This is a genomic window from Robertmurraya sp. DFI.2.37, from assembly GCF_029211245.1.
Lineage (GTDB): Bacteria > Bacillota > Bacilli > Bacillales > Cytobacillaceae > Robertmurraya > Robertmurraya methanolica_A.
The window spans coordinates 40,946-59,991 of record NZ_JARGEJ010000010.1; the positions used below are offsets into that span (position 1 = coordinate 40,946).

The 19,046-nt window shown below is 37.6% G+C and carries 18 protein-coding genes and 2 riboswitches; of the genes, 9 read left to right on the forward strand and 9 right to left on the reverse strand.

All coding sequences use genetic code 11. The features are described 5' to 3' along the window. Positions 1-12: 12 nt before the first annotated feature. Together PZE06_RS07680 and PZE06_RS07685 are read right to left on the reverse strand one after the other, a co-directional pair. Positions 13-288, reverse strand: a complete 276-nt coding sequence (locus tag PZE06_RS07680) for an ACT domain-containing protein (RefSeq protein ID WP_150915177.1) — start codon at positions 286-288, stop codon at positions 13-15. A gap of 73 nt (positions 289-361) precedes the next feature. Beyond that, a riboswitch (glycine riboswitch) is annotated at positions 362-434 on the reverse strand. 118 nt (positions 435-552) lie between these two features. Beyond that, the gene (locus tag PZE06_RS07685) at positions 553-1,443 is read right to left on the reverse strand and encodes a TetR/AcrR family transcriptional regulator (protein WP_150915176.1); all 891 of its coding nucleotides are present in this window, start codon (positions 1,441-1,443) and stop codon (positions 553-555) included. A gap of 188 nt (positions 1,444-1,631) precedes the next feature. Between PZE06_RS07685 and PZE06_RS07690 the strand changes: the two genes are divergently transcribed. The 6 genes from PZE06_RS07690 to PZE06_RS07715 all read left to right on the forward strand — a co-directional run bounded on the left by PZE06_RS07690 (position 1,632) and on the right by PZE06_RS07715 (position 9,388). Beyond that, positions 1,632-3,134, forward strand: a complete 1,503-nt coding sequence (locus PZE06_RS07690) for a DHA2 family efflux MFS transporter permease subunit (protein ID WP_150915175.1) — start codon at positions 1,632-1,634, stop codon at positions 3,132-3,134. Between the two features lie 575 nt (positions 3,135-3,709). Next, positions 3,710-4,855: a trans-sulfuration enzyme family protein gene (locus PZE06_RS07695; RefSeq protein WP_225310640.1), complete on the forward strand. Its 1,146-nt coding sequence runs from the start codon at positions 3,710-3,712 to the stop codon at positions 4,853-4,855. 553 nt (positions 4,856-5,408) lie between these two features. Continuing rightward, on the forward strand, positions 5,409-6,191 hold the full coding sequence (locus PZE06_RS07700) for a TerC family protein (RefSeq protein ID WP_150915173.1): 783 nt from the start codon (positions 5,409-5,411) through the stop codon (positions 6,189-6,191). A gap of 227 nt (positions 6,192-6,418) precedes the next feature. Continuing rightward, positions 6,419-7,744 (forward strand): hemolysin family protein, encoded by a 1,326-nt coding sequence (locus PZE06_RS07705; protein WP_150915172.1) that lies wholly within the window; start codon positions 6,419-6,421, stop codon positions 7,742-7,744. Between the two features lie 93 nt (positions 7,745-7,837). Then, a complete protein-coding gene (locus PZE06_RS07710; RefSeq protein WP_150915171.1) occupies positions 7,838-8,407 on the forward strand; it encodes a TetR/AcrR family transcriptional regulator in 570 nt (189 codons plus the stop codon). A gap of 48 nt (positions 8,408-8,455) precedes the next feature. Beyond that, positions 8,456-9,388, forward strand: a complete 933-nt coding sequence (locus PZE06_RS07715; RefSeq protein ID WP_150915170.1) for an SDR family NAD(P)-dependent oxidoreductase — start codon at positions 8,456-8,458, stop codon at positions 9,386-9,388. A gap of 531 nt (positions 9,389-9,919) precedes the next feature. Here PZE06_RS07715 and PZE06_RS07720 read toward each other — a convergent pair. Together PZE06_RS07720 and PZE06_RS07725 are read right to left on the reverse strand one after the other, a co-directional pair. Then, complete coding sequence (locus PZE06_RS07720; protein ID WP_225310641.1) at positions 9,920-10,879, reverse strand: sensor histidine kinase; 960 nt, start codon at positions 10,877-10,879, stop codon at positions 9,920-9,922. Between the two features lie 11 nt (positions 10,880-10,890). After that, a complete protein-coding gene (locus PZE06_RS07725) occupies positions 10,891-11,589 on the reverse strand; it encodes a LytR/AlgR family response regulator transcription factor (protein WP_150915169.1) in 699 nt (232 codons plus the stop codon). Between the two features lie 186 nt (positions 11,590-11,775). Between PZE06_RS07725 and PZE06_RS07730 the strand changes: the two genes are divergently transcribed. From PZE06_RS07730 to PZE06_RS07740, 3 genes are read left to right on the forward strand one after another with little or no spacing between them, the layout of a single operon-like run. After that, on the forward strand, positions 11,776-12,528 hold the full coding sequence (locus PZE06_RS07730) for an ABC transporter ATP-binding protein (protein ID WP_150915168.1): 753 nt from the start codon (positions 11,776-11,778) through the stop codon (positions 12,526-12,528). Further along, positions 12,518-13,675 (forward strand): ABC transporter permease, encoded by a 1,158-nt coding sequence (locus PZE06_RS07735; RefSeq protein ID WP_150915167.1) that lies wholly within the window; start codon positions 12,518-12,520, stop codon positions 13,673-13,675. The genes PZE06_RS07730 and PZE06_RS07735 overlap by 11 nt, the downstream gene beginning before the upstream one ends. Positions 13,676-13,693: 18 nt before the next feature. Beyond that, entirely contained in the window at positions 13,694-14,227 is a 534-nt protein-coding gene (locus PZE06_RS07740; protein ID WP_150915166.1) for a hypothetical protein, read from the forward strand. Between the two features lie 59 nt (positions 14,228-14,286). Here PZE06_RS07740 and PZE06_RS07745 read toward each other — a convergent pair whose 3' ends face one another. From PZE06_RS07745 to PZE06_RS07765, 5 genes are all read right to left on the reverse strand, one after another. Next, on the reverse strand, positions 14,287-14,634 hold the full coding sequence (locus PZE06_RS07745) for a hypothetical protein (protein WP_275791658.1): 348 nt from the start codon (positions 14,632-14,634) through the stop codon (positions 14,287-14,289). 127 nt (positions 14,635-14,761) lie between these two features. After that, a riboswitch (cyclic di-GMP riboswitch) is annotated at positions 14,762-14,848 on the reverse strand. A 331-nt stretch (positions 14,849-15,179) separates the two neighbouring features. Continuing rightward, positions 15,180-16,253 (reverse strand): ABC transporter substrate-binding protein, encoded by a 1,074-nt coding sequence (locus PZE06_RS07750; protein WP_150915165.1) that lies wholly within the window; start codon positions 16,251-16,253, stop codon positions 15,180-15,182. Then, positions 16,250-17,053 carry an ABC transporter permease gene (locus PZE06_RS07755; protein ID WP_150915164.1) on the reverse strand — a complete coding sequence of 268 codons (804 nt, stop codon included), beginning with the start codon at positions 17,051-17,053 and terminating at the stop codon, positions 16,250-16,252. The genes PZE06_RS07750 and PZE06_RS07755 overlap by 4 nt, the downstream gene beginning before the upstream one ends. A 1-nt stretch (position 17,054) precedes the next feature. After that, positions 17,055-17,858 (reverse strand): ABC transporter permease, encoded by an 804-nt coding sequence (locus tag PZE06_RS07760; RefSeq protein ID WP_150915163.1) that lies wholly within the window; start codon positions 17,856-17,858, stop codon positions 17,055-17,057. Then, complete coding sequence (locus PZE06_RS07765; RefSeq protein ID WP_150915162.1) at positions 17,848-18,960, reverse strand: ABC transporter ATP-binding protein; 1,113 nt, start codon at positions 18,958-18,960, stop codon at positions 17,848-17,850. The genes PZE06_RS07760 and PZE06_RS07765 overlap by 11 nt, the downstream gene beginning before the upstream one ends. Between the last annotated feature and the right edge of the window lie 86 nt (positions 18,961-19,046).

Genomic DNA, 19,046 nt, shown 5'->3' on the forward strand with positions numbered 1-19,046 from the left:
CGTTCTCCTCTCTTACACTCGGTGCATGGCCTGAAAAATGTCCTCGAGTTGGACATTGATCGTTAATCCAAGAGCTTCTCCTAAATCGGCAAGCTTTTGTTGTAAAGCTTCCAAATCCTCATATTTTGTCACATCAATGATCATCATCATGGTGAAAAAGTCTTGTAAAATAGTTTGACTAATATCGAGAATATTAATTTTTTCTTCAGCTAGGATCGTCGTAACTTTTGCGATTATTCCTACCTGATCCTTTCCGATTACACTAACTATGGCTCTTTTTTGTTCCAATTAAATCACCTCAAAAAATAGTATTAAAAAAGGAGACTGGTTTCCCAATCTCCATAAGACGTAGAATAACAAATGTTACTCTTCTGTCCTTTTGCCTGAGATTGTGAATCCTTCGGCGCCGCAAGGGTCTCTCCAGAAGCTGCTCCTGTTATAGTGTTACCCATAACATTCATCGCTAAAGTGAATCATTTTGAAAAAACGATTCAATATGAAATTATTTTTAAAATATAACAATGTCTCGACAAGAAATCAATGAAAAAATTTTTATTTCTCATTTTTTACATATTCATTAATGAACTTTTCTAGCTTTTGCATACCCGCTGTCCTTTTTAATTGCGGTTCCTTTTTTAGCGTATCAAGGACACTATCAATTAAATAAAGGCGTGGCTCTTGTCTATTGATTAATTCTTCATAAATGAAGTCCAATAACTCGACCTGTTTCTTTGAACCAATATTTTGAGTAAATGGCTTTTTTAAGTTAAGAATAATGCGATGCAGTGCTTGTTGAAAAGCTTGGTTATTCTTTTTTCCGTTCGGGCTCCACGCATCTAGTAGTTCTGGTTCAAGGAGCTGTTCGCCAGATTGGGAGACCTCTTCAATAATTTTAGCAATTCTGTTGACGCTGTAGCGGACAACAAGATGGATCGCATGTGGAGACTTTACCGCAATCGAATAGTTTTTCAGCATATGGCTTAAAATGCCCATAAACATGCTGGCACAGTCTAATAAATAGGGTTTTTTATCTTCTCCAAAAATCGCTACAAATCGTTCATATAACCAGCGTAAACTTTTAAAGGAGCCTATTTTAATAAATTGTTTAAGCTCCTCATCATTAGAAACATAAACTTCTTCAAAAAGGGCTGTTAAATTATTGGAACGATTCATTTCGAGCTGCAGTTCCATTTGTTTTATAAAAATTTCTATATCTGAAGGATCTTGTCCGATTAACAATTCATTACGTTCTTTTTCCATCTGTTTATAGAGGGTTGTGAAAAGAGCGATTAATAATTCGTTTTTAGATGAAAAATAGTTATAAAAGGTTCCTTTAGCAATGCCGCTGTAATCGAGGATGTCTTGAATAGAGGTTGCTTGAAAGCCTTTATCGATAAATAGTTGATGAGCCATTTTAATCACATGCTGTTTTCTGTCTTTCATATTCATCACCTTTAATAGAGAGATTGTACCGATTGTCTAATTTGATAGTACATGATTTTGATTAATTCCTCAATGTGGTAAAAAATCTGGTTTTTTTCAATTGCTTTTTTTGAACTGCTGGTATATGATAAGTCTTATGTGAAATCCGAGTATAATATAATGTACTATACGTCTAAGGGGGAAACACAATGGATAACACGATTGGAACGTCTAGTCGTCCACCATATGGCATCATTGCGATACTAATGATTGGTGCATTTATTGCGTTTTTAAATAATACTTTATTAAATATCGCATTGCCATCCATTATGGAAGAATTGAAAGTGGGTCCGTCAACTGTACAGTGGTTGACGACAGGGTTTATGCTCGTTAACGGAGTATTAATCCCAGCTTCCGCTTTTTTAATTGAGAAATACAGTGTCCGCCGTTTGTTTTTAGTGGCGATGAGTTTATTTACTATTGGTACAGTGGTAGCAGGTATGGCTCATGCATTTCCGCTCTTGCTGGCAGGACGGATGCTGCAAGCTTCAGGTTCAGCAGTGATGATGCCGCTCTTGATGAATGTGATGCTGGTAAGCTTCCCTGTTGAAAAAAGGGGGACCGCAATGGGGATGTTTGGTTTGATCCTTATGGCTGCACCTGCAATTGGTCCAACACTATCAGGGTGGATTATTGAGCATTATGATTGGAGAATGCTCTTCCATTTTATTACGCCAATAGCTGCCGCTGTTTTCATTCTTGGTTTCTTCTTATTGAAGGATAAAAAGGAAAAATCAAATCTTCATCTTGACCTATTTTCATTAATTTTATCAAGTTTAGGCTTCGGTGGAGTATTGTATGGATTTAGTTCAGCAGGAAATAAAGGCTGGGACAGTGTCCATGTATATGGGGCGATTGCAATAGGGGTCGTTACATTAGTATGGTTTATTCTTCGTCAAGCAAAATTAGAGCGGCCAATGTTGAACTTCCATGTCTTTAAATTCCCGATGTTTGCCCTTTCTTCATCAATTACGATGGTTGTCAACATGGCAATGTTTTCAGGAATGCTCTTGCTTCCCATTTATGTCCAAACGTTGCGTGGAATATCACCGATGGATGCCGGCTTACTAATGCTCCCGGGGGCGTTAGCAATGGCTTTGATGTCCCCGGTTACAGGAAGACTTTTTGATAAGTTTGGCGGAAAGGTTTTAGCAATAATTGGGTTGGGCATTATGATCGTAACAACCTTTTTGTTTAGTAAACTTACGTTTGAAACAGGTTATACTCATCTCATGATTTTGCATGCGATTCGCATGTTAGGAATGTCGATGGTCATGATGCCTGTTTCCACTAATGGATTAAATCAATTGCCTAAACGTTTCTATCCGCACGGTACGGCAATGAACAATACCCTTAATCAAGTGTCTGGTGCGATCGGTACGGCTCTTTTAGTAACGGTTATGTCAACCCGCACTGAAACACATGCAACAGAAATTGCGAAATCATTAACAACACAGCCAACAGAGGCAATGAAATTACAAATTGAAGCGCAAGCGATGTTAGAAGGGATTAATGATGCCTTTTTCGTAGCATCTATCATCACGATACTGGCATTTATCCTTGCATTCTTTATTAAACGTTCAACAGAATCAGAAGATCCCCAGCAAGAAACAGCAAAACCGCAAGTAAAATCAAAACTTGTTGGAAACTAAGTAAACTTAACAAAGAGATAAGGCTGTAGATAAACTTGAAGATCAGGTTTGTCTGCAGTCTTATTTTTGTTGAGGAGCCAAAAGCATCTCGAGGGGCGAGAATTGCCGTTGTCACAAGTTAGCCTTATTATGGTGACGATGTTATTTACTTTCCGCTTTGCTACTCTCTTTCTTCTTTTTAAAATGGCGCAGGATGGGCATCGGTTTGCTGTTCATAATAAACCAAATGATTACCGGACCTAAAAAGTTTAATGCAATCATGATAAAAATAATTGGAAGTAAAAGATTATTACCCCAACTGCTCTCATATTAGGATCGTTTGGATACTGGTTTGTTTTTGATCATGCTCGAGCGATACATTTACTCGAAACTTATTGGGTTTGGATTGCCTTAGGAGTTACCGTTAGTCTACCACTTTTTATTCTGGTTTTACGACAAATTTTTAAAAAGAAGATTCAAAATAAAGACGTTCGCGAAACTATAAAGGCTTAATCTTCTCCAAATTATTCGCTTGCAATTCCAACCGGTTTGATCTAATGATCAATCTATGGAAATTAAAGGAGAAGGTGAATGTTTTGAAAAAGAAGTTGGAAACGATTTTATTGCATCCAATTCGACAGAATCAGAAACCGATAAAGAGTAAAGTAACGCCTATTTATCAAACTTCTGCCTTTGTGTTTACAGATTTGGAGGAGCTTGAAGGCTATTATCAAGGTGAAGGGAATTACTTGTATTCACGCACAGGCAACCCGAATCCTGATGAACTTGGGGCAGCGGTTGCCGCAATTGAAAGTGCTCCTGCCGGAATTGCCACTTCATCTGGGTTATCAGCGATTTTAGCTGGGGTTCTTGCTGTTGTGAAAAGTGGGGATCATATCGTTGCTGCAGACGATCTATATGGTGGAAGCTTCTTTTTGTTAAAAGAGGAGCTTCAAAACCTTGGGATTGAGACAACATTCGTTTCCTTCTCAGAGAGGCGAGAAGTGGAGCGTGCCATTCAACCAAATACAAAGCTTTTATATACCGAGTCCATTACCAATCCCTTGTTGAGAGTAGAAAATTTGCATAGAGTGGTGGCACTTGCCAAAAAACATAACTTACAAACACTTGTAGATAACACTTTTGCGACTCCATTTCACAGCAATCCTTATACAATCGGGGTTGATTTAGTTGTTCATAGTGCAACAAAGTACATCGGCGGACATAGCGATGTGACGGCGGGAGTGTTAGTAGGGAGAGAGGATTTAATTGACAAGGCAAGAGCTAAGGTTGTGAATCTTGGCGCAAATGTCAGTCCTTTTGAGGCATGGTTGACAAGTCGCGGCCTTAAAACGTTAGCGCTGAGGATGAAATGCCAATCAGAAAATGCAAGACGATTAGCCGAGGCATTGCTCAATAATCAAAAGATTGAAAAGGTCTATTACCCGTTTGAACAAACCGATGACGGCTTTGGTGCTATTGTCACAATAAAGCTGGGCAAGATGGTGGATGTAGATACTTTTTTCAAATCGCTAGCATGGATAAAAATTGCCCCAACTCTAGCGGGAGTAGAAACGACAGTCTCTCATCCATTAAAGACGTCCCACCGAGCCTTGCCAATAGAACGGAGTGAAGCACTAGGAATTACGATGGAATTGGTAAGAATATCCGTTGGTATTGAGCATCCGGCTGATATTATTCATGTTTTCACTGAAGCTCTCAATAAGGCACTGAAAGAATAAGGTGAACTCTATTTCTTTATTCTTCCAATGCGAGAAAGGGCGAGTCTTCGATAGGTAGCACTGCTAAAATCAGCAATTTGATTGCTTTTCGACCGTTGTTTCACTCGGCGATCGCGGTTGTTTTCCATTGCAACTCCTCCTTTAAAGAATAGTATCACCAAGCTTCTTGAAACTATTTTATGGGGGACAATTGCCTTATTTTTTTCGCACAACTAAAAAATGATTGACGAATGTTTAAGTGATCGATTATAGTAAATATATAATCAAATAGTGTTCTCCTAAAGGGGAGTAGCTTTAACAGCAAAGTCGTCATTTCGGAGATATTTGTCTCTCGGCTTTGTTGGCGAATGGTTTGTCATAATCGTTTAAACCGACAGTTAGCAAGACCTTTACCACTGCACTGGTAAAGGTCTTTTTGTTTGTTTTTAGGCCTTTACCAATATTGGTAAAGGCCTTTTCTATTTAGAGAGAATAAGGAAGGTGATGGAAATGTGATTTAAATGATTTCTGGAAAAGATAAAAGTTAATGATACGAACGAGGAGGAGAATGAACATGGATATTTCAATTTTATTAGAATATGGTTGGGTGTTACTTTTACTTATTGCTTTAGAAGGGCTATTAGCAGCAGATAATGCGCTTGTGTTAGCGATAATGGTAAAGCATCTCCCTGAAGATGAAAGAAGAAAAGCTTTATTTTATGGGTTAGCGGGTGCGTTTGTTTTTCGTTTTATTTCTTTGTTTGTCATTTCTTTTCTTGTCGATGTTTGGCAAGTTCAGGCGATCGGTGCCCTCTACTTATTATTCATCTCGATTAATCACATCGTTCGAAAGTTAGTGAAGAAAAATTTTGAAGAAGAGAAAGAGGAAAAACAGCCAAAAAAGCAGTCTGGTTTTTGGATGACTGTTCTCAAAGTAGAGCTTGCGGATATTGCTTTTGCAATTGATTCTATTTTAGCAGCTTTTGCCTTGGCAATGACGTTGCCGAACACTAATCTTCCTCATATTGGTGGAATGGATGGAGGAAAGTTTTTAGTTATTTTTGCTGGAGGTTTAATCGGAGTCATCATTATGAGATATGCAGCCAATTTATTTGTGAAGCTCCTCCATGCAAGGCCAGGTCTTGAGCTAGCTGCTTTTGCCATTGTAGGCTGGGTTGGGGTAAAACTGGTTGTATTAACATTAGCGCATCCGGATATTGCGGTCATCCCGTATGAGTTTGCTCACTCAACATTATGGAAGTTGATTTTCTATACTGTTTTAATTGGAATTGCAGCAGCAGGATGGTTTTTATCTAAGGATCATGAGGATGTCGAGAAGCAAACAACAAGAGCGTAAATATCTTTAGGGCAATGTCACATAATAACCCCTTGAAGGTCAGGGTATAGTAATAAGAGGTGACGGAGTTAAAATCTTGAACGCAAGCCTTCCCAACAGCAGTGCTAAGAAGTTCATGAAGGAACTGTTTAAAAAAAGAAGGCGAGAAAAAGTTCCTTCAAATGTACTAATTGATTATTGAAGGTACTTGTGCTCTTAAAGGCTATCCAATTTGGTAGGTGACTTTCTTGGGTGTTGAAATTTTTATTCTTGCTATACTTATAATTTTAAATGCATTTTTTGCAGGTTCTGAAATGGCGCTAGTTTCTTTAAGTGATAGTCGCCTCAAACAATTAGCTGAAGATGGGGATAAAAAGGCAAAATCGGTTCAGTGGCTTCTATCTGAACCGAGCCGATTTTTAGCTACCATCCAAATTGGCATTACTTTATCAACCTTAATGGCTAGCGCCTTTGCAACTCGGAATTTTGTGGGAATGATGTCAATTTCGTTAAATAAATATTTTGCGCCTGCCATTGATAGACAACTTCTCGAAGTGGTGGCAACGATCATCATTACATTAGTTTTGTCTTATTTCACTCTTGTTTTGGGTGAATTAGTACCGAAAAGACTGGCCGTGCACAAAGCAGAACAGATTGCTTTTTTAGCTACAGCGCCTTTGGCAATTTTGTCAAAAGTCATTTCACCGTTTGTTCAACTTTTAACCTTTTCCACTAATTTGATTGTACGGGTATTTGGCGTTGATCCAAATGTGGAGGAAGAAGAAGTGACGGAAGAAGAGATACGCATGATGGTCGATGTCGGTCAGGAAAGAGGAACTATTCAGGCAGCGGAAAAGGAAATGATTAATAATATTTTTGAGTTTGACAATAAAACGGTTTCAGATATTATGACACACCGCACTAATATTGTTGCCATTCCTCTTGATTTAAGCTTTCAAGAAGCTGTTCATGTTGCAAATGTTGAAAAGTACACGAGAATCCCAGTCTATGAAGAAAATATTGATCATATCGTGGGAATACTCCATGTGAAGGATCTTTTTACTTTTATAGAAAATGGTAGTCAGAAGCAATTTAATCTACAGGAGCTTATTCGGGAGCCTTTTTATGCTTTAGAATCTCTCCGAATTGATCATTTGTTTAGAGATATGCAAAAAAATAAGGTCCATATGGCAATTGCCATTGATGAATATGGTGGTACAGACGGAATCGTGACAATGGAAGATATATTAGAAGAAATAGTCGGGAATATTTTTGACGAATATGACGATCCTGAATTGGATCGGGAGGAAATTGAGAAAATTGCCGAGCAAGAGTACATGATGATCGGAACAGTCGATTTAGATGATGTAGAAGATATGCTAAAGGTCGATTTTCCGACTGAAGAATTTGATACTTTAAGTGGCTTTATTATTGGACAGCTCGGTTATATACCGGATCGTGAAGAAAGGCCAACAATTGAATACGAAAACCATCTTTTTGTAGTCGAGGAAATTAACGAACGGCGAATTGTGAAAGTGAAGGTTATCGTATTAGAAGGAGAAGAGCAGGAATAGCGGAGGAAAATTCCTGCTTTTTTTACTTTTTATTGACCAGTGGTTAAATATGTTTTAAACTGTTAGTATTAAAAAAGTTGTGAGGAGGATAATATGACACCGAGAAAGACTGTACAACAAGAATTAACAAAAGAAATGATAATGGATGCAGCAAGAGACCTCTTTTCTGAAAAAGGATACCAGCATGTATCAATGCGACAAATTGCGAAGGAATTAGGGTACAGTCATGGAGCGCTTTATTACCATTTTAAAAATAAGGCAGAGCTGTTTTATGCGCTAGTAGAAAATCATTTTTCCATGTTAAATACAGTATTAGATCAAATCATGAAAAAAGAGATGGAGCCCCGCGAGAAATTAAGGGAGATTTTTACCGGCTTTATCCAATTTGGATTAACCTATCAAAGCCATTATGAAATCATGTTTTTGATCAAAGATGAAGAGGTGAGAAATTTTATGAATGAGGAACCGAACCATACGTATGAAAAATTTGCAAAAAGTGTTTATTCTTTATGTGAAAAGAATGTTTCAATCCAAGATGTGTGGTCCATTTTCCTTTCATTACATGGTTTTGTCACACATTATTGCCGTCATGTAGTCGGGTATGAAGATGTGAAGGGCTTGGCTGAGGCCCATGCAAATTTTCTATTAAGAGCCATTCTCTAATTTTTTTTAGATATATTTAACCAGTGGTCAATAAAAGGAGGAAGAAGAATGAAAAAGGCACTTGTTTTAGGAGCATCAGGTGGGATGGGGTTTTCGATTGTTAACGAATTAATGGCTCGCGGAGTGGAGGTCACCGCATTTGCGAGAACAAAGAGTAAACTCGAATCCCTTTTTGGTGACGTTCCAAATTTGCATTTTTTTACAGGCGATATTTTTGAAGTTGAAGATATAAAGAGGGCAGCGAAGGATGTGGATGTTATTTTCCAATCGGCTAATATTCCATATCCTGAATGGGAAGAAAAGCTGGAGCTATTTATGAAAAATATTGTCCTGGCAGCCAAGGATTGTGGGGCAAAGCTTGCTTGTGTCGATAATATATATGCATATGGGCGCAGTGCTGGAGAGAAGGTTAATGAAAATTTTCCGAAAAACCCTCATACGAAAAAAGGACGTGTGCGCTTAAATGTGGAAAAGTTAATTAAACAATCAGAAGTGGATGCCCTAATTGCACACTTTCCCGATTTTTATGGCCCTAACGCACATAATACGCTGTTGCATTATACGCTTGATAGTGTTGTAAAAGGGAAAAAAGCCCTCTATCTCGGTGATCAAAATATTAAGAGGGAGTTTATTTTTACCCCTGACGGCGCTAAAGCAATTGTGAATCTAGCTTTTGATGAGAGAAGCTATGGTCAAAATTGGAATATTCCAGGCTGCGGAACGATATCTGGAAAAGAAATCATTGCGATTTTGCGGGAATTAACAGGCTATGCAAAAGGTGTTTCCACAGTTTCAAAGAATATGATTAAATTCCTCGGTCTCTTTAATCGATTTATGCGTGAAGTAGTGGAAATGTTTTACTTAAATGAAGAACCAGTTGTGCTTGATGGCTCTAAATATGAGCAAATGCTTGGTGAAGTTCCACGCACGTCCTATCAAGAAGGACTAAGGCGAACAATTGATTACATGAAAAAGCCATAAAAAGGTGCACCCCCTCCTTTTATTTAGCGCAACGTTACTATCGTGGATTGATGGAGGTTCAGAACGGAGTAAGTGTGTTTTTATCGTGGGTGTCATAGGAACAAAGAATGCTCAGCTCAGAGCAGTTTTGTGCTCATAAAGAGTCGATAAGGACAGAGATCGTCAAAAGCAAGCACCCCGTGACCGCAAGAAGGGCTCATGAGAACAAAGACCACCAAAAAAGAGCACTTCGTGTCCGCATGAAGGTTCCATGAGGACAGAGATCGTCAAAAGCAAGCACAGTGTGTTCTCATGAAGGGTCGATGAGGATAAGAAAAGCTTAAAATAAAGCAAATCCTGTCTTCATAAAGGACAAAGCACAGCCAGACAAGAGCAAGTTCTGTCCTCATGGGCAACTCCACAAGAAAGAGGATAGCGATCCGAGAGAAAAAAACAAATCAAAAAAGTTCTTTTATTCGAGCGGTCGAAAGAGTATGGCCTCACGAAAAGAACAGTTACTCCCATCGGAAATGCATGTGAGTAACTGTTCTTTTATCGAATTGCTGGGATTTTAATTTTTACATGAAATTCTTCATTCTTATGGGTGAAATCGAGAAAGCCTTGATGGTCTTGAACAATGTTATGGATAAGCTTTGTGCCGAGTCCTTCATGCCCATCCTCTTTTGTCGTATGCCCGTAAGAATCGTAGAGCTGATCGAGGATGGAGACAGGAATTGGCAAGCTATTATTTTTGCAAATTAAAAGGAATAGACCGCTTTTTTTATATAATTGTAGTGTTATATTGGCTTGCTTTCCGCGTGCTGTTTGCCATTCTTCACAGGCCTCAATGCTATTTGCTAACAGATTCCCCACTAATGTGACAATTTCTTTGTCGGCGAAAGGAAGGGAAGATAGCGGAACTTCAAGGTCATAAACAACTTCAATATTGGCAGATTTTGCTCTTTGATACATTTGATGCAGAATTCCTGCGACGCTGCCTTGTTCGCCTTTAATAGAAAGATTTGTTTCTTCATAGCCGTCTACCAAGTTTGTTAAATAAACTCTCGCTTCGGTATTTTGTTCTTTCTCTAGCAAATAATGGAGGGCAGAAATATGTTTTAAAAAGTCATGGCGTTCGCTCCTAACGATGCGAAAGGTTTCGTTTAATTGGTGCCGATATTCCTCAAAATCAGAAATTTCCTTTTTCATGAAAAAGAATATATGTGATAGCTTAAGCCGAATAAACTCGATGATTATAAAGCTAAGCAGTAAGATAATATGTACCCAAATAGAGGCTTCATGGAATTGCAATAAAAGAAGCACGACTTGGATGATTAGTAAAAGGCTGTTCACTGTGTTGTCGAGAGAGAAAATACGGATGATCATCTTCTTCTGTAATATGTAAGTAAAGAGGGCAGCTATGATGAATGCAGGGATAGGTGCTCCTGTTACAATGAAGAGATGAAGTCCTGCAAATAAAAAGAGCATCCCCCAATAAAGCTTGATTTTCAACTGTTTCACCTCTAAAAATAATTCTCTTGTAAAAAGTCAACTTTTTCCTTTGTGATCATAGCTTGTTCCTCTATTCCTTCGAAAGTTACAATATAGGAGTTTTTTGCATATAAGGAAAAGTTTTTAACGTAATGAATATTAATGATGAAAGAGCGATGAGAACGAATAAAGTCTCTTTCCCGTAATTCTCCTTCTAATTCATTTAATGTTTGATACGTTTTAATTGGACCTGAATTTGTAAAAATCGTCGTAGCACGTCCAGAACGCTCGATAAAAACGATATCTTTCTTTTGGATGATATGGATGTCATTTTTCCTCTTTATATAAAGCCTTCCAGCAATATCCGTTGATTTTGACTTTTCTAATAAACGTTCAACTGAATGGACAAGGCGTTCTTTCGAATACGGCTTCATAATATAGTCATGGACATTTAATTCAAATGCATGAACAGCATAGCCGCTGTTCCCCGTTACAAAAATAACCGCTATATTAAGTGCATGTGAATGGATAATATCTGCTAACTCGTAGCCGGAAAGACTAGGCATTTCAATATCAGCAATTAATAAGTCAATCGTTTCTTTTTTTATTTGTTCATAGGCCTCTTCTGCTGAAAGGGTGGCAAAAACAATTTCTACTCCTGCTATTCCCTCTATAATGCCCTTTAATTTATCCAAATCAATTGGACGATCATCTACAAGACCAATTCTCATTTATTTCGCCTCGCTGCAAATTTCTTGAAATGACAATTTATGAATCGTTTCTTTCCATTTTACCATCAAAAGATGAAAAAATGACCTTTTTACGACATGAAATGGAATATTCACGACATAAGTGAAGATTTCATTTCTTTTTGTTTGTATGATAAACACAAGAAATGAGAACGAGGTGGAAACGTGATGATAGAAATTCAAAAAGTAACAAAGCAGTTTCAAGATAAAAAAGTATTTTTTACTGCACTAAAACATGTTTCGTTTAAGGTGGAAGAAGGGCAAGTACTTGGGCTTCTTGGAGAGAATGGAGCAGGGAAAACAACGCTGCTAAGAACGATTGCAACATTGCTTACACCAACCGATGGTTCAGTCAAAGTAGCAGGATATGACACGACCAAAAATCCGGAAGCAATCAAAAAGCGGATAGGCGTCCTTTTCGGAGGAGAAACAGGATTGTATGATCGCTTAACGGCTCGAGAAAATTTAGAGTATTTTGCGACATTATACGGCTTAAGCAAGCATGAAACGAAGGTGCGCATTGATGAACTTTCGCGAATGTTTGGTATGCGGGATTACTTAAATCGTAAGGTTGGAGGATTTTCAAAAGGAATGCGGCAAAAGGTGGCGATTGCAAGAGCGTTGATTCATAATCCTGAGATTATCCTTTTTGATGAGCCGACGACCGGTTTGGATATTACATCTTCAAATGTTTTTCGCCAGCTAGTCCATCAGCTTAAACAGGAAGGGAAAACAATCGTCTTCTCCAGCCATATTATGGAGGAAGTGTCATTGCTCTGCGACTCTGTTGCGATGATGCATAAAGGCGAGCTTGTCTATCATGGTGGTTTGCAAGAGCTTTATAAGGAAGAAGGAAGCACTGATTTGAATTATATTTTCATGAGCAAACTTGTAAGGGGGAATGAGCATTATGCTTCTTAATACTTATTTAAAGGAATTAAAGGATTGTTTCCGTGACCGTCGTACATTACTATTAACTGTATTTTTACCAATTATTATGATGAGTGGTTTAACGCTATTTTATGAGAAACTGAGCTCGGATGGGGCAGATGATTCACTAACACTTGCCGTGAGTTCAACAATTTTAGCCGAAGAAGAAAATATTTTTGCTGTCTATGAAAATATTGAACTGATGAAAACTGCGGATCCAGAAGCTGCCGTCCAAGATGGTGAAGCACAAGCGGCATTATTGTTAACGGAAGGTTTTGTATCGAAGGTACAAGCTGGAGAAGCTGCGACGGCAACGATCGTTGGTGATTCATTTAGCCAAAACTCGGCTAATCTTATCAGCTTGGTAACCAATGCCTTAAATATTTACGAGAAAGCTGTTATTGATACAAGGCTACAGGAATCCGGAGTCGATTCGAACCTTGTTCACCCGTTTACGGTGGAACAAAAGGAACTTTCTGAAGAAAATTCAATGATTCAAATTTTAGGATTATTATTGCCGATGATTTTAGTAGTTGCCATCGGAGTTGGCGCTTCTCCAGCAGCGGCAGATCTTTTTGCTGGGGAAAAGGAAAGAAAGACGATGGAAGCGTTGTTGATGACACCAGTACGTCGTTCAACATTGCTTGTCTCAAAATGGTTGACGATTACCACGATAGGAGCTGTCACCGGACTTATTACCCTTTTAGTTGTCGTCTTAGAAATTACTTTTTTAACCGAAAATTTGAAACAGGCACTTACTTTTGATGAAAATATTTATTTAATTATATTAGTTGCCTTTTTGATTACGATTTTATATGCGATGTTTAATGCTTCAATCTTAATGATTACGAGTATTGTAGGAAAAACAATTAAAGAGGCGGGAAGCTATGCTTCACCCATCATGATGTTAAGTATTTTACCAATGATGCTTTTAACTAGTACAGGAGTTAATGAATTGACGATGCAGCATTTTGTTATTCCAATTTTAAACTTATATAGTTTAATAAAGGAGTTAATGTTTGGTGTAATTGATTTAGGACATATTCTTTTAGTAGTGGGAAGTAATGTTTTATGTATTATTGTCTTTTTCATCATTGGTCGAATTCTTTTCTTAAAGGATAAATGGGTGATGAACTAATTTACTGGAGCTGATTTTATGACACTATATCATTATTTAGGGGCGGATAAACCGCTCCTTTTAGGGAGTTTTGGGGAAAATTATACTTTAAAAAAGATGAGAGACATTCCAAAGCCAAAAAATAAACATGATTTGAGGAATGCTTTTGATTTATCCGATCTGGAAAACGAGTGGGTCAAGGTATACGAAACTGAAATCGATTTTGCCTTTATTACAGTTAGCGAGTTACGGGATACAACTTTAGCAAAGAATTTCCCCATCAATAAGAGTTATATATATGAATTAGACGGTTCTTTTCAGCTGACTGGGGAGGATTATTTTCAAAATCGTATTCAGTATCAATGCAATGAAAAATGTTTGAGAGAATTATTTGCTTATTTAAAGGAGCAATTGCAAGTGGGAGAAACAATTGAAGTTTATTCTTGCTGGGATTCAGAGGAAAATCAACCTCGGGATGAGCAACAGGACAGACAAATTGATATAAAGAAATTCAAAATTACCTATCCTTTTTGTTTTGAAGACAAGCAGCTGATTACATTTTTTACAACGTAATTAGCCGCTTGTCTCTCCTTATTTAAAAAAGCAACCGTTGAGGTCACTTTTTTTAGTCATTATTTATTTAACTTCATCCAGAAGGAATAATTAATAATTGAAGGTTTTATATTTGGTGCATTTTTTATTGACTTTATGTTTTGAATAAAATTGTTAAAGTTTTTAATATCTTTTAATGTTTCCATGTAACTGACTTCTTCGAACTGGTTAGCATGATGAAATTTAATGTAGTTGCAGCAAACCTTCTCGTCGATAAATTCAAGATACATGATTTTTGTGTGGTTAAACACATACGAAAAAATTCGATTAAGTGAGTTTCTCATTTCATCATTCATAGCGGATTGTGAATCCAAGTTAAATTGAGCACGTAATAAATCGTATCGTGTCGATTGAGTCAATACTTTCAAGATACATTCCCCTTTAACGAAATTATTAAGTTATTTGCAAAGCGGACCGTAATCAAGGAAGCAAATGATGTTCAACATAAAAAATCCCTCAACGCATGAGGGATCATAAAAACAACTATGTCTTTCTTCATGCAACTGGCTGGCATGGTATGTGAATACTTTAGCCCCTATAGCTTTGCGTCCCCATTTTTCAATGGCTTTGCCAAATTAACCTTATTTAATTGTCGAATCAATTTCAACTTGGTATATATAGGTCTATATGATTATTTTTGGAAAAGTCAACAACCTATATTCCTGCTGAAATAGAATCATTTATTGAACTATTATAACCTATAAACTTATATATTTCGACAGATATTGACTATTTTTTGGGGGTTTTTTGAAATTTTTTTTGAAATCAGTGCTTTTTTGTCGAAAATAGGCCTTAAGTGTGATTTTTGTCACTTAAGACCTATTTTTGTAAATGTGGAATGGATGAAAATTGACTCAGAAAATAGTAAAGTGAACAAGGCACTCACTAATCTTTTTAATAGGGTGCTGTTTGTCTATTTTCTATGCATTTTAAATTGTAAAAATAAATCGTTGTATAAGGCTAAGTTCTTCTTGCCAAGATTTTCATAGACCTCAAGCTTTTCTGTTAGTTCTGGTGATGGATAAAAGCGTTCATCCTCAACCATATCTTCTGGCATATATTGAAGAGCTTCTTTATTTGGTGTGGAGTAGCTTACCCATTCAGTGTTTTGGGCAGCAACCTCTGCATCAAGCATAAAATTAATGAACTGATGGGCACCTTCAATGTTTTTCGCTGTTTTAGGAATAACCATATTATCAAACCAAAGATTTGAACCTTCAGACGGAACGACATAATCAAGGTTTTCATTTTCCCACATCATATCTGCTGCGTCGCCAGACCAGACTAGGCCAATAGCTGCTTCTTCATTAGCGATGAGCATTTTAATTTCATCGCCAACGATGGCTTTAATATTCGGAGTGAGCGTATCAAGCTTTGCTTTTGCTTCCTCTAAATGGTCGACATTTGTATCATTTAAGGAATAGCCTAAACTATTTAAGCCCATGCCGATAATTTCTCGGGCGCCATCAATTAACAAAATCTCATTTTCAAATGCTGGATCCCATAAGTCATTCCAACTTGTAATCTCCATGTCACCAAGCATTTCCCGATTAAAAACAATACCGACGGTTCCCCAAAAATAAGGAACAGAATATTTATTGTCTGGATCAAATGGTAGATCGATGAAGCGCTCGTCAATATTTTTGAAATTTGGTAGCTTCGAATGATCCAATGGTAGCAACAAGTCTTCCTCCAGCATTTTTGCGATCATATATTCAGATGGGACAGCGATGTCATACGTTGTACCACCTTGTTGAATCTTTGTTAACATTGCTTCATTTGAATCAAAGGTTTCATAAATGACTTTCATCCCTGTTTCTTCTTCGAAACGGTCAATTAAGTCATCGTCAATATAGTCTCCCCAATTATAAATGGTTAATGTATTGCCGCTTGAGAAGCCTACCGCTGAATTTAAACGATTGATTGCAAATAGCAACAGCAGGGATGCAATCACGACTGCTGCAAAAACACGGATTAGTTTGTTCATTTGCGAATCCCTCCAACCTGAGCCTTGTTACGTTGCGTAATAAAGTAATAAATCACGACAAGGAGAATGGTAAACAAGAACAGTAATGTAGAGAGAGCGTTAATGTTTAATGATATACCTCTGCGCGCTAAAGAATAAATTTCCACGGAAAGAGTGGAGAATCCATTTCCAGTTACGAAAAATGTTACGGCGAAATCGTCGAGTGAATACGTTAATGCCATAAAAAAACCAGCAAATATCCCTGGTGTTATAAAAGGCAAAATGACCTTCGTCAGCACGTTCCATCTACTTGCACCAAGATCCCGTGCGGCATCAATTAATGTAGGGCTCATCTCCATTAATTTTGGCAGAACCATTAACACGACAATGGGAATGCTAAAGGCAATATGGGAAAGCAAAACGGAATAAAAGCCGAGCCTAATTCCAGCCATTGTAAATAGGATAAGGAAGGACGCTCCGATAATAACATCTGGGCTGACGATCAAGACATTATTTAATGAAAGAATTGTGTTTTTCGCCCGGCGTTTTTTAACTTGATAAATGCTTAGCGCTCCTAAAACACCAATGATCGTTGAAATTAATGCGGATAAAAGCGCGATCACAAGCGTGTTTAAGACTATAATTAATAGTCTTGTATCCTGAAACAATTCTCGATACCAATCCAATGTAAAGCCTTCGAAGTTGTACATTGTTCCACCGCTGTTAAAAGAGTAGAACACCAAGAAAAAAATCGGTGCATAGAGAATGAAAAAGATGATAAATAAAAAGATTTTTGCTAAAGGGGATATGTTTCTCTCCAACTTATATACCCCGCTTTCTAGTACCTGTTATCGTCATAAACAGAAACATAATAATAATTAAGAAAACCGCAATCGTTGAACCCATGCCCCAATCCTGTGTGACAAGAAAATGCTGTTCAATTGCTGTACCTAATGTAATCACGCGGTTTCCAGCGATTAAACGTGTAAGCATAAATAGAGATAACGCAGGAATAAAGACAACCTGACAGCCCGCTTTTACGCCATCGAGTGTTAAAGGGAAAATGACGCGGCGAAATGTTGTCCATCTTGATGCCCCTAAATCGTTCGCAGCATCAATTAATGTTGGATTTAATTCATTTAAAGCATTAAAGATCGGTAAGATCATAAATGGAATAAAGATATAAACCGATACAAAAATAAAGCTAAAATCCGTAAATAATATTTGCTGTGTCCCGATTCCAACTGCTTCTAAAAAGTTATTTGTCACACCGTAAGTACCAAAGATGCCAAGAAATGCGTAAGCCTTTAATAGTAAGTTGATCCAAGAAGGAACGATAATTAATAAGAGCCATAATTGCTTATGCTTTGTTTTCGTTAGTAAGTAAGCCGTTGGATATGCGACCAATAACGAAAATAGGGTGATTAAGAAGGCATACCAAAAGGAACTTAATGTCATCTTCAAATACACAGGTGTGAAAAAATTCTGGTAGTTTATAAGCGAAAAATTACCTTCAATATCAAAAAAGGAATAATAAAGGACAAGAATAATCGGCGCAATAACAAATAAGGCAATCCACAATGCGTAAGGGACCATATATAGATTGCGGGTGAGCTTATTCTCCATCGCTATCGTCTCCATCGCCATAAGCTTCTAATCGTTTATCAAATTCCTCTTCTGTTTCTCCTAAACGCATAACGTGAATGGCCTCAGGGTCAAAGTAAAGGCCGATTTCATCGCCAACATTTGCTGCCTTTGTAGAATGGACAAGCCATTCATTGCCGTCCTTATCATAGCAGCTAATCTCATAATGAACGCCGCGGAATAACTGCGAATCGACACGCACTTGCAGTTTTCCTTTATCGAAGCTGGTAATTTCTAAATCTTCAGGACGGATGACAATTTCAACTGTTTCATTTTTGTCCAATCCTTGGTCTACACACTCGAACTGTTTGCCGACAAATTCGACAAGATAGTCATCGAGCATTCGTCCTTTCAAAATATTAGACTCTCCGATGAAGTCGGCAACAAAACGGTTAATGGGCTCATCATAAATATCTTTTGGTGTGCCGCTTTGTTGAATTTTTCCTTCGTTAATGACAAATATTTCATCTGACATGGCAAGTGCTTCTTCTTGATCATGGGTAACAAAAATAAAGGTGATTCCGAGTCGTTGTTGCAGCTCGCGCAGCTCATACTGCATTTCATAACGGAGCTTTAAATCAAGTGCTGAGAGCGGTTCGTCTAAGAGAATAACCTCTGGTTCATTCACAATCGCTCTAGCAATGGCGACACGCTGTCTTTGACCACCTGACATTTCTTTAATTTCTCGATTCTCATAGCCCTTGAGGTTCACAAAGCTAAGAGCTTCCTTTACCTTTTGATCTATGTCAATTTGGTTCATCTTTTTTATCCGTAATCCAAATGCAACATTTTCGTACACATTTAGATGAGGGAAAAGAGCATAATCTTGAAAAACCGTGTTCACCTGTCTTTTGTTGGCAGGGACATCATTGATCTTTTTTCCATTAAAGTAAATCTCGCCCTTTGATGCTTCAGTAAATCCAGCGATTAAACGCAAAATCGTTGTTTTTCCACAACCTGACGGACCAAGTAGTGTGTAAAATTTCCCGCGTTCGATCTCAAAACTTACATCATTAAGGACTGGTGGATCGTCATCATATTGTTTTGTTACATGTTGAAATTGAATAATCGTTTCGTTTTTCAAAACATGGCAACCTCCCTCTGGCAAAAATTTATAAAGCCTATGATACGATTGACTTTGAATCTATTAATGAGAATTAATTCCGATTC

Coding starts and splice junctions, on each gene's coding strand:
- PZE06_RS07685 (WP_150915176.1), bottom strand. CDS start 1,443: ATGAAAGACAGAAAACAGCATGTGATTAAAATGGCTCATCAACTATTT.
- PZE06_RS07690 (WP_150915175.1), top strand. CDS start 1,632: ATGGATAACACGATTGGAACGTCTAGTCGTCCACCATATGGCATCATT.
- PZE06_RS07700 (WP_150915173.1), top strand. CDS start 5,409: ATGGATATTTCAATTTTATTAGAATATGGTTGGGTGTTACTTTTACTT.
- PZE06_RS07710 (WP_150915171.1), top strand. CDS start 7,838: ATGACACCGAGAAAGACTGTACAACAAGAATTAACAAAAGAAATGATA.
- PZE06_RS07715 (WP_150915170.1), top strand. CDS start 8,456: ATGAAAAAGGCACTTGTTTTAGGAGCATCAGGTGGGATGGGGTTTTCG.
- PZE06_RS07725 (WP_150915169.1), bottom strand. CDS start 11,589: ATGAGAATTGGTCTTGTAGATGATCGTCCAATTGATTTGGATAAATTA.
- PZE06_RS07730 (WP_150915168.1), top strand. CDS start 11,776: ATGATAGAAATTCAAAAAGTAACAAAGCAGTTTCAAGATAAAAAAGTA.
- PZE06_RS07735 (WP_150915167.1), top strand. CDS start 12,518: ATGCTTCTTAATACTTATTTAAAGGAATTAAAGGATTGTTTCCGTGAC.
- PZE06_RS07740 (WP_150915166.1), top strand. CDS start 13,694: ATGACACTATATCATTATTTAGGGGCGGATAAACCGCTCCTTTTAGGG.
- PZE06_RS07750 (WP_150915165.1), bottom strand. CDS start 16,253: ATGAACAAACTAATCCGTGTTTTTGCAGCAGTCGTGATTGCATCCCTG.
- PZE06_RS07760 (WP_150915163.1), bottom strand. CDS start 17,858: ATGGAGAATAAGCTCACCCGCAATCTATATATGGTCCCTTACGCATTG.